The organism is Peterkaempfera griseoplana (assembly GCF_001418575.1).
GTDB lineage: Bacteria > Actinomycetota > Actinomycetes > Streptomycetales > Streptomycetaceae > Peterkaempfera > Peterkaempfera griseoplana.
The window spans coordinates 1-9,740 of record NZ_LIQR01000405.1 but is presented as its reverse complement, the minus strand read 5'-3'; the positions used below and the strand labels follow the sequence as shown (position 1 = coordinate 9,740).

14 protein-coding genes are annotated in these 9,740 nt (G+C 72.8%); 6 read left to right on the top strand and 8 right to left on the bottom strand.

What is annotated here, in order from left to right; translation table 11 throughout:
• A partial coding sequence (locus tag AOK09_RS27615) for a PP2C family protein-serine/threonine phosphatase (protein WP_157876058.1) occupies window positions 1-509 on the top strand: 509 nt, incomplete at its 5' end.
• A 148-nt stretch (window positions 510-657) separates the two neighbouring features.
• On the opposite strand, the gene AOK09_RS27610 is transcribed toward AOK09_RS27615, so the two are convergent.
• The 4 genes from AOK09_RS27610 to AOK09_RS27595 all read right to left on the bottom strand — a co-directional run bounded on the left by AOK09_RS27610 (window position 658) and on the right by AOK09_RS27595 (window position 2,891).
• Window positions 658-1,008, bottom strand: coding sequence for a DUF2516 family protein (locus AOK09_RS27610; RefSeq protein ID WP_245687506.1), 351 nt, complete (start codon window positions 1,006-1,008; stop codon window positions 658-660).
• Between the two features lie 105 nt (window positions 1,009-1,113).
• Window positions 1,114-1,674 (bottom strand): hypothetical protein, encoded by a 561-nt coding sequence (locus AOK09_RS27605; RefSeq protein WP_055589961.1) that lies wholly within the window; start codon window positions 1,672-1,674, stop codon window positions 1,114-1,116.
• Between the two features lie 36 nt (window positions 1,675-1,710).
• Complete coding sequence (locus AOK09_RS27600) at window positions 1,711-2,250, bottom strand: helix-turn-helix domain-containing protein (protein WP_107101465.1); 540 nt, start codon at window positions 2,248-2,250, stop codon at window positions 1,711-1,713.
• A 269-nt stretch (window positions 2,251-2,519) separates the two neighbouring features.
• Entirely contained in the window at window positions 2,520-2,891 is a 372-nt protein-coding gene (locus AOK09_RS27595) for a VOC family protein (RefSeq protein WP_055589960.1), read from the bottom strand.
• 199 nt (window positions 2,892-3,090) lie between these two features.
• Here AOK09_RS27595 and AOK09_RS27590 point away from each other — a divergent pair, with 199 nt between their 5' ends.
• Window positions 3,091-3,510 (top strand): helix-turn-helix transcriptional regulator, encoded by a 420-nt coding sequence (locus AOK09_RS27590; protein ID WP_055589959.1) that lies wholly within the window; start codon window positions 3,091-3,093, stop codon window positions 3,508-3,510.
• 18 nt (window positions 3,511-3,528) lie between these two features.
• On the opposite strand, the gene AOK09_RS27585 is transcribed toward AOK09_RS27590, so the two are convergent.
• The 3 genes from AOK09_RS27585 to AOK09_RS27575 all read right to left on the bottom strand — a co-directional run bounded on the left by AOK09_RS27585 (window position 3,529) and on the right by AOK09_RS27575 (window position 5,585).
• Window positions 3,529-4,197, bottom strand: coding sequence for a lysophospholipid acyltransferase family protein (locus AOK09_RS27585; RefSeq protein ID WP_055589958.1), 669 nt, complete (start codon window positions 4,195-4,197; stop codon window positions 3,529-3,531).
• A gap of 139 nt (window positions 4,198-4,336) precedes the next feature.
• Window positions 4,337-4,972: a DJ-1/PfpI family protein gene (locus AOK09_RS27580; RefSeq protein WP_055589957.1), complete on the bottom strand. Its 636-nt coding sequence runs from the start codon at window positions 4,970-4,972 to the stop codon at window positions 4,337-4,339.
• Between the two features lies 1 nt (window position 4,973).
• Entirely contained in the window at window positions 4,974-5,585 is a 612-nt protein-coding gene (locus AOK09_RS27575; protein WP_055589964.1) for a TetR/AcrR family transcriptional regulator, read from the bottom strand.
• A 105-nt stretch (window positions 5,586-5,690) separates the two neighbouring features.
• Between AOK09_RS27575 and AOK09_RS27570 the strand changes: the two genes are divergently transcribed.
• A complete protein-coding gene (locus AOK09_RS27570) occupies window positions 5,691-6,203 on the top strand; it encodes a DinB family protein (RefSeq protein ID WP_055589956.1) in 513 nt (170 codons plus the stop codon).
• A gap of 8 nt (window positions 6,204-6,211) precedes the next feature.
• On the opposite strand, the gene AOK09_RS27565 is transcribed toward AOK09_RS27570, so the two are convergent.
• Window positions 6,212-7,801 (bottom strand): Na+/H+ antiporter, encoded by a 1,590-nt coding sequence (locus AOK09_RS27565; protein WP_055589955.1) that lies wholly within the window; start codon window positions 7,799-7,801, stop codon window positions 6,212-6,214.
• Window positions 7,802-7,911: 110 nt separating this feature from the next.
• On the opposite strand from AOK09_RS27565, the gene AOK09_RS27560 reads away from it, so the two are divergent.
• The 3 genes from AOK09_RS27560 to AOK09_RS27550 are packed head-to-tail and all read left to right on the top strand — an operon-like array spanning window position 7,912 to window position 9,673.
• Window positions 7,912-8,325, top strand: coding sequence for a hypothetical protein (locus AOK09_RS27560; protein ID WP_055589954.1), 414 nt, complete (start codon window positions 7,912-7,914; stop codon window positions 8,323-8,325).
• A 17-nt stretch (window positions 8,326-8,342) separates the two neighbouring features.
• Window positions 8,343-8,816, top strand: a complete 474-nt coding sequence (locus AOK09_RS27555) for a DCC1-like thiol-disulfide oxidoreductase family protein (RefSeq protein WP_055589953.1) — start codon at window positions 8,343-8,345, stop codon at window positions 8,814-8,816.
• 11 nt (window positions 8,817-8,827) lie between these two features.
• On the top strand, window positions 8,828-9,673 hold the full coding sequence (locus AOK09_RS27550; protein ID WP_245687505.1) for a TetR/AcrR family transcriptional regulator: 846 nt from the start codon (window positions 8,828-8,830) through the stop codon (window positions 9,671-9,673).
• Window positions 9,674-9,740 lie beyond the last annotated feature (67 nt).

The following is a 9,740-nucleotide window of genomic DNA, read 5'->3' as shown; positions in this document are numbered from 1 at the left end:
GCCTCACCGGTGAGGCGCTGCTCTCCACCCTGCAGCGGGTGCTGGAGCACGAGCGGCGCAGCGACGAGATCTTCGCGACGCTGTGCATGCTGGTCGTCTCCCCCGACGCGGACCACGCCGATCTGCATCTGGCGGGCCACCCGGCCCCGGTGCTGCTCCGGCCCGGCACCGCACCGGAGATGCTGCCCACCGACGACCCCGGGCCCGCGCTGGGCCTGGTCCCGGCCGGCAGCGGCCTGGACAGCTGGCCGGCGGTGAAGGTGCACCTGGGCGAGGAGTGGGCCCTGCTGCTCTACACCGACGGTCTGATCGAGGGCCGGATCGGCGCCGGGTCGCGCCGCCTCGGCCAGGACGGGCTGCTGACCCTGGTGGCCGACCACCGGGAGAGCGGACTGGTGCGCCAGCGCCTGATCGACGCCGCCATCGCCGAGGTCGAGGAGCTCAACGGCGGAGCGCTCACCGACGATGTCGCCGTACTGCTGGTGGAGCGGGAGGCCGCGGCAGGCTGAGCACGGTCCGCCCCTGGCGGACACAGCCCGGGAAGACCACCCGCACATGACGCAGCCGGCCCCGGCACCCCCGTGACGGGGGTGCCGGGGCCGGTTCGGCCGTCGGCTGGATCGCGGACCGCGTGGCGCCGCGCATCCAGGCCCGGGATCACCAGGGGCCGTAGGGGCCCATGTTCCGCCGGTTGCCGCCTCGGCCACCGCCGGAGACGCCCCGCACCGCGGGTCGCACATCAACCATGTAGACAATGGCCGCGACCAGCCCTGCCAGCACGAAGATGCCGAAGATGCTGGTGGTGAAGAGCAGATCCAGCACCACCGCCAGCCCCAGCACCAGCAGCCAGAAGGGTTTGGTCTTCTTGTCCGCCGCCCGGTAGGCGTCCTCGCGGCGGGTCGCCGCGTCGATCAGCGCCACGATCTTGAACACGATGATCGCGGTGACGAGCCACCACATCGGGTTGAGCCACTCCAGGGACATGACTGCACCGGCACCCGCTCCCATCAGCGGCCTCCTCCTCCGTCGAACTGCGACCACCCATCGTGGCACGGGCACGGCCCGTACCGGGGAGAACGGACCGCTCCTGCCCCAAGTGCCCGCGTCGCCGGATCAGCCCTCCGAGGACTTGCCCGCCGCCGGCTTACGAGCGGCCGTCCGGGGCTTGGGGGCCGCCGCGGGCCTGGCCGCGGCCGGCTTCTCGTCCGGCGCCACCGTCTCGGCCACGCCGTCCGCCGCAGCTGACACCTTGGTCTGGAAGGCCGAGTCCTTCTCGCCGATCTGCTTGGCCGTCTCCTTGCGCCCGCGGTCGACGACCACCTTGCCGCGCTCGGCGAGCTCGTCGTAGACCTCCTTGGCCCTGACGGCCAGCTCGGCGGCCCGGCCCACCTGCTGCAGCGCGAAGGACTGCGCCCTCTCCTGGAGCACCTTGATGTCGGTCGGCAGCGTGGTCACGGTCTCGGCGACCTTCGCCTGCGCCTCCACCAGCCTGGCCTGCGCCTCCTGCAGCCGCGCCGACGCCTTCTCCTGGGCGGCCTTGCGGTCGGAGGTGATCTCCTCGACCTTCCCGGGGACCTCGCGCAGCTTCTCGTAGGCCAGGTCACCGGCCCCGGCGAGGGCGTAGAGCGGGGTCGGGTCGGTCAGCGTCTTCTTGAGTTCGTCGGTGATCGGCATGAGGGGTCCTCCCCTTGCGTCGTCTGCGGCGGCCGTTCAGCCGCCGCTGGTCTCGTCGTCCTTCGCGTCCTGCTCTGGGTCTCGCTCGACGTCGTGCTGCGCGCGCTGCGGCCGGTCCTTCGCGGTCCCCATCCCGGGGACCCGCATCTGCGCGGCCCTGGCGCCGACCGCCCTGGCCGTCGCCACCGCCATCTCCACCGGCCCGGAAGGGGCCGGAGCGGACGGCGCCGCTGCCGCGTTCTCCTTGAGGAAGGAGTCGTATATCGCGAGCAGAACCTGCCTCTGGCGCTCATTGATCAGCGGGTCGGCCAGGATGGCGGCCCTGAGTTCCAGGCCCTCCTCCTGCCGCTCGTCGAGGATTCCCGCCTGCACGTACAGCGTCTCCGCGGAGATCCGCAGCGCCTTGGCGATCTGCTGCAGGATCTCCGCACTCGGCTTGCGCAGCCCGCGCTCGATCTGGCTGAGATACGGGTTGGAGACCCCTGCGGCCTCGGCCAGCTGGCGCAGCGAGTACTGGGCGTTCCTCCGCTGTTCACGGATGTACTCGCCCAGAGAGCCGACGTTCAGTGAGGCCATGACTTCATCGTGCACCCGAGTGCTAACTATTGCAAGCACAATGCTTGCAACTGTGTCGCCCGCCACCGGCGCCCGACCACGACTCGCAGCGGACGTGCACTCGGCAGCGGCGTCAACGGTGGGGCGGCTTGCCGACTCCGAGCGCTGGATGGCTGGATGGCTCCGTCGGAACTGCCGGCCGCCGCCGGTGGAACGTCCCGGCATGTGCACGGCGCGGCGCGATCACCATGGCGCAGCCGGACGGGTCGAAGCCTCGGCGCCCCGGCCGGTCAGCCTCTGACGATGCAGAAGGGGTGCCCGGCCGGATCGGTGAGGACTCGCGCGGCGGCCCCGTGGGGCTGGTGGTCCGGCCTGCCCGCGCCGAGTTCCAGCAGCCGGGCCTCGGCTCCCTCCAGGTCCTCCCCGACCTTGAAGCAGATGTGCAGCTGCTGGGGAACGGTCTGCTCCGGCCAGCACGGGGCCCGGTAGCCGTCCACCCGCTGGAAACCGATGAAGAGCCCGTCCTCGCAGTTGAGACCCGCGAACTCGGCGTCCGACCTGGGGTGCGGTTCAAGACCGGTGGCCTGCTGGTAGAACGCCGCCAGAGCGAGCGGATCAGGGCAGTCGAGGGTGATCGCGCTCAACTTCATCTGCAGCGGCATACCGTCTCCCGGAGGCTCGGCGGACTTCCCGGGACGGATCCTAGAGGCGGCACCCCGGGGCGTCCCGGTCCGTCCCCCGCCGCCGCCGATGTCACTCCCGGGCACGCACACCGCCCCGAGGCCGCGGTGAGGGGAGCCTGCCGCCGCATGTGCCGGGCAAGGCGCCCCGGCGGTCTGTACCGTGCCTGGTGTGCCCCGTGTGCCTCTTCCCGACCTCGTCCGGCTGCGCCAGGCCCGCGACCGGATGGATCGCGACTACGCGCAGCCGCTGGACGTCCCGGCGCTGGCCCAGGTGGCCCTGATGTCGCCGGGCCACTTCTCGCGCAGCTTCCGCGCCGCCTTCGGCGAGACGCCGTACAGCTATCTCATGACCCGCCGGATCGAGCGGGCCAAGGCGCTGCTGCGCCGCGGCGACCTGTCGGTGACGGACGTCTGCATGGCGGTGGGCTGTACCTCGCTGGGCTCGTTCAGTTCACGGTTCACCGAGCTGGTCGGGGAGACCCCGAGCGCATACCGGGCCCGCGACCACGGCGACGACGCAGCCATCCCGGCCTGCATCGCCAAGATCCACACCCGGCCGGCCAGGCGGGGGGAGGCGAAACCCCCCGCCGCTCCGTAGCCGAAGGGCGTGGAGGGTTCAGGCCGCTGCGGGCAGGTCGTTGTACCCGGTGGCGCGCGGCTGGCCGGAGAGGACGTGGATGGCGTCCATGATCTCGTCGGTGGCCTCCCGGCGGGCCTGTGCCGCCCGGGTCCCGTCGGTCGGCTGCGGGAAGTGCAGCGGCTCGCCGAAGCGCACCGTCACCCGCCGGATCCGGGGCACCCGGGTGCCGACCGGCTGGATGCGGTCGGTTCCCAGCACCGCCACCGGTACGACCGGGGCGCCGGAGGTGAGGGCGAGCCACGCGACCCCGGTGCGGCCCCGGTAGAGCCGCCCGTCGCGGGAGCGGGTGCCCTCCGGGTAGATGCCGAAGGCCCCGCCGCCCGCCAGCACCTCCAGGGCGGCCTCCAGCGAGGCCTGGGCCGCGCGGTGGGTGCCGCGCTCCACGGGCACCGCGTCGATGGCGGTGAAGAAGCGCTTGAGCAGCCATCCCTTGACCCCCCGCCCCCGGAAGTACTCGGCCTTGGCGAGGAAGGCCACCGGCCGGGGGGCCACCAGCGGGATGACCACGCTGTCGATGAAGGAGAGGTGGTTGGCGGCGAGGATCACCGCCCCCTTGCGCGGGACGTTGCCCCGGCCCTCGATCATCGGCCGGTAGACCAGCCGGGCGAGCGGGGCGAGCACCAGTCGTACGGCGGCGTGCAGCATCTGCGTCCTCCTTCGGGATCAGGTGGCCTTCGGAATCGGCCGGTTCTCCGGGCCCGGCCGGTCGGCCGGCCCGGGCAGTCCCCGGCCCGGGCAGTCCCAGGCCCGGGCAGTCCCCGGCCCGGCCGGGCGTCGGGACCGGTCAGCGCAGGATGGCCTCGCGCCGGTCGCGCAGGGCGGCGACCACGGCGGGCGGGGCGGTGGCCGGGGAGCCCGCCGCATAGGGCGGCCGGGGGTCGTACTCATGGCCGAGCTGGATGGCCTGGGCCGTGGTCTCGCCCGCGATGCGCCCGGCCAGGGCGAGCGCCATGTCGATCCCCGCGGAGACGCCGGCCGCGGTGACGTACTTGCCGTCGAAGACCACCCGCTGGTCGACCGGGACCGCGCCCAGCGGTGCCAGCCGGTCGGCGGCCAGCCAGCGGGTGGTGGCCCGCCGACCGGTGAGCAGTCCGGCGGCGGCGAGCAGCAGGGAGCCGGTGCAGACGGAGGCCGTCCAGGAGGTCCGGGCGTCGACGGCGCGCAGCCAGTCGCGCAGCGGCCCGCGGTCCATCAGCGCGGCCTGGCCCGGGCCGCCGGGCACCACCAGCACGTCCGGGGCGGTGACGTCGGCCAGGGATGCCTCGGCGAGCAGTGCCAGGCTGCCGACCTCGTTGCGCACCGGTCCGGGCCGCTCCGCGACCAGCACGGTCTCGGCGCCGGGGAGGCGGCTGAGCACCTCGTACGGGCCGACGGCGTCCAGTGCGGTCATCCGCTCGAAGAGCAGTACGGCGATCTGCATGTCAGTCCCCCTCGGTGTCGGTCACCCGGCCCAGGCCGAGTGTGTCCAGCGCGACCTGCAGCGCGGGTTCCAGTGCGTCCGCCCCGGCGGCCCGGGTGAGGGCGCCCATCAGCCACAGCTGGGTGAAGCCGTGCACGGCGGACCAGACGGCGGCGGCCAGCAGCCGGGTGTCGGCGCCGGTGCGCCACCCTTCGGCCTGGCAGTCCGCGACCAGACCGACCAGCATCTCGAAGACCGGCCGGCTCGCCCGTCGCAGCAGCGGGTCGGACGGCACCAGCAGGTCGGGCCGGGACATCAGCTCGAACAGGCCCCGCCGCTCCACCGCGAACCCGACGTACATCAGGGCGGCGGCGCGCAGCCGGTCGGCGGCCCGCGGTCCGCAGCCCCGGGCCGCCTGCTCGCGGCGCCGTTCCAGTTCGCCGTAGCCCTCGGCGGCCACGGCGGACAGCAGCGCGGCCCGGCTGGGGAAGTGCCGCAGCGGCGCTCCGTGGGACACCTCGGCCCGCCGGGCGATGGCGCGCAGGGTGAGGGCCTGGACGCCCTCCTCCTCGACCATCGCCAGGGCGCAGTCCAGCAGGCGCCGGCGTAGGCCGGCCTCCGGGTCAGCGGTCATGTAGACAGTGTCCACAGGTCAGTAGACACTGTCTACGCGGACCGGGACCGTCCGCATTACCGCCTACGGTCGACTGGTCGAGACCGATGGAGAGGTGGTTCCACCATGGACGAGCGGGATCTGCTGCTGGAGTTCCTGGAGTCGCAGCGCAGCGCGGTCCGGAGGGCCGCGCAGGGGCTCAGCGACCAGCAGGCGGCGGTCCGGCCCACCGCCGGAGAGCTGTCGATCGGCGGGCTGGTCAAGCACCTGGCCAGGACCGAACGCGGCTGGTTCTCGGTGATCCTGGCGGGCCGCCCGGATCCGCTGCCCGATCGCGCCGCCCACTGGGACGAGGAGTTCACCGCGCTCCCCGGGGAGACCCTGGCGGGTCTGCTGGCGACGTACGAGGAGGTGGCCCGGGAGACGGCGGAGGTGGTCCGGGCCCTGCCCGACCTGGAGCTGACGGTGCAGCTGCCCGAGGCGCCGTGGTTCCCGCCGGACGCCAAGTGCTCCGCGCGCTGGATCCTGCTGCACATGATCGAGGAGACGGCCCGCCACGCCGGCCATGCGGACATCGTCCGGGAGTCCCTGGACGGCGCGACCGCCTTCGAGCTCTCGGCGGCGGCGCAGCGCGGCTGAGTGGCCGGTCAGGGCCGGGCGCTGCGCAGATCGAGGGAGCGCAGCACCCGGTCGACCAGCTCGGGGTCCGCCCCCGGCTCGCTCCGCGCCGTCTGCATCTCGCGGCGTGAGGCGGAGAGCATCTCCCGCTCGACCTCGCGGAACCGCTGCGCATAGGCCGTACGCTCGCGGACGGCCGCGCGCTGGCTCTCGTCGTAGGTCTCCGGGAGCGCCCGGATCAGCCGGTCGCGCTGGCGTCGGCGCAGCCGTTCCACCAGTTCGTCGGGGAGTTCGCCCTCGGCCACCAGTTCCTTCAGCCTGGCGAGTCCGGCGCGGGTGGCGCGGTGCCACAGCTCGCGCTCCATGCGTTCCTCGGCCGCGGAGTCGGCGCCGACACCGAGCAGGCGGACCAGCAGCGGCAGGGTGAGCCCCTGCACCAGCAGCGTGAAGAGCACCGTGCAGAAGGCCACGAAGAGGATCCGGTCGCGCTGCGGGAAGGCGCCGCCGCCGTCGACGGTGCGGGGGATCGCCAGCGCGAGCGCCACCGAGGCGACTCCCCGCATCCCGGCCCACCACATCACCACGGTCTCCTGCCAGGTGATCGGCTCGTCCTCGCCGTGGTCGCGCCCGTGACTCAGCAGCCGGGAGAACCAAGCCGCCGGCAGCAGCCAGACGAAGCGGACCAGCACCACCACGGCGATGACCGCGGCGGCGTCGCCGAGCATCCCCCGCCAGTGGCCGTCCACGGACACCATCACGGTGTGCAGCTCCAGGCCGATCAGGCCGAAGGCCATCCCGGTCACCAGCAGCTCCACCACCTCCCAGAAGGCGGTGCCGGTGAGGCGGTAGGTGACGTCGTCCTCGTCGCCGGCGTGCTCACCGAGGTGGAGGGCGCAGATCAGTACGGCGAGCACTCCGGAGCCGCCCAGCTGGTCGGCGATCACATAGGCGGCGAAGGGCACCAGCAGGCTCAGTCCGACCTGGAGGGTGGCGTCGCCGAGCAGCCCCATCAGCCGGGTGCTGCCCCAGCCGAGGAGCCAGCCCACCGCGACCGCGACCACCGCGGAGAACACCAGCCGGCCCAGGGCCCCGGACGCGGAGAAGGTGCTGGTCACCGCGGCGCCGATCGCCACTCCGTAGATCACCAGCGCGGTGACGTCGTTGAACAGCCCCTCGCCCTCCAGTACCGACACCAGGCGGCGCGGCAGGCCGACGCTGCCGGCCACGGCGGTGGCCGCCACCGGGTCGGGCGGGGAGATCAGCGCACCCAGCGCCACCGCCGCGGCCACCGGCACGCCGGGGACCAGCTCCCGGAAGACCGCCGCCACCACCGCCGTGGTGACCAGGACCAGCGCCACGGCGAGCAGCAGGATGGGGCGGGCGTTGGTGCGGAACTGCCGCCAGGAGGTGCGCTGTGCGGCGGCGTAGAGGAGCGGCGGCAGCACCAGCGGCAGGATCAGCTCGGGCTCGATGCGGACGTCGGGTACGAACGGCAGCACCGCGAGTACCACGCCGAACACCGTCATCAGGACCGGGGGCGGCAGCTTCAGCCTGCTCCCCACCGGTACGGACAGGATGCTGGCCAGCAGTACGACGAAGAGCAGGGTCAGCTGGTCCATGGGGTTCGGATTCCCCGGCGGCCCTCCCGAATCCCATCTTGAACACGTTCAAAAAGAGGTCTACAGTCATGCCCAGAAAGTTTTGAACACGTTCGAAACGGAGTGGTCCCATGGACCTCACAGTCGTCAGCTATGCCGTCTACCTGCCGGTCGGCACCGCGCTGACCGTCTGGGTGGCACGCACCCTCAGCCACAACGGGCGGGTCTTTCTGGCCGACGTGCTGCAGGGCGACGAGAAGCTCGCCGACGCGGTCAACCATCTGCTGGTCGTCGGCTTCTACTTGGTCAACCTGGGATTCGTCGCACTGTGGATGAAGACCGACCGGAACATCACCACCGTGCCCGGCGTCTTCGACGCCCTCTCGGTCAAGATCGGTACCGTGCTGCTGGTGCTGGGCGCCCTGCACCTGCTGAACGTGTACGTCCTCAACCGCATCCGCCGCCGCGGGCTGATGGACCGCGAGCAGCGTCCCCCGGTTCCCCCGCAGGGCTGGGCGGCGCCGCGGCCCGCCCCGCAGTCCTGACACCCGGCAGGCCCGCCATGGCCACCGTCCCGCAACCCGTCCGCCGGCTCACCGTGCTGCACGACCCGGCCTGCCTGCTCTGCCGCCACCTCAGCGGCTGGCTCCGCCGCCAGCGGCAGCTGGTGCGCCTGGAGTTCGTCGCCGTCGCCTCACCGAAGGCCCGGGAGCGCTTCCCCGGCGTGGACCACGATGCGGCACTGGGAGAGATCACCGTGGTCGCCGACACCGGCGAGGTCTGGACCGGCCACCACGCCTTCGTCGCCTGCCTCTGGGCGCTCGCGGACCACCGTCCGCTGGCCCACCGGCTCAGTACCCCGGCGGGGCTGCCGCTCGCCCGCGCCGCCGCGTTCGCCGCGTCCCGTTACCGCGCGGCGACCCGGGGGAAGGCCGTACCGGGTGTCGAGGGGGCACCCGGTACGGCGTCCCGTCCGGACGACCGGAACCTGCCGGGCCCCGGCTGCACCAGTGGGACGTGCCCCGCACCCGGCTAGGCTCGACCACCGTGGATGACGTGATGCCCGCGAAGGACGAGTCTGCGGCTGCCGCGTCCGGGGCCGCCGGGCCCAGGACGAAGGCGCCCAAGAGCGAGCAGACGCGAGCCCTGATCCTGGAGACCGCCATGCGGCTCTTCCAGGAGCGGGGCTACGACAAGACGACCATGCGGGCGATCGCGGCCGAAGCGGGTGTTTCCGTGGGGAACGCCTACTACTACTTCGAAGGCAAAGAGTTCCTCATCCAGGGGTTCTACGACCGCATGACGCGGGAGCACGCACTCGACGCACGGGAGCGGATGGCGGGGAGGACGGACTTCTCGGAGCGGCTCTCCATCGCCCTGGAGTCCTGGGTGGACTGCGCCGCGCCGTACCACGAGTTCGCGGCGCAGTTCTTCCGGACCGCGGCCGACCCCAACAGTGCGCTGAGCCCCTTCTCCAACGAGTCCCACCCGGCCCGCGCGACGGCCGTCCAGCTCTTCCGCGAGGTGCTGGACGGCTCCGACCTCGGCCCGAAGATCGACCCCGAGCTGGACGAGCTGCTGCCCGACCTGCTCTGGCTGCACCTCATGGTCGTGGTCCTCTACTGGGTCTTCGACCGCACCGACGACACCGAGCGCACCCGCGCCTTCGTCCAGCGCTGCGCGCCGTTCGTCGCCAAGATCGTCACCCTGTCGCGCTACCGGGTCTTCCGCCCGCTGGTCCGCGACGCGGTGGACATGATCAGGGACTTCGTTCTGCCGACCATCGGCAAGACCGCAGCCTCCCGCCCGGCCACGGCGAGGACACCGTCCGCACCGGCCGGCCCGGACGCCGGCAAGCCGGGGAAGACCACCAGACGCCTACGGCGCGGCTGAGCCCGCGTGCCCCTCCGCGCCGTCCACGGAGGGACACCATGCACCAGCCGGCCGCCCCACCCCGCAC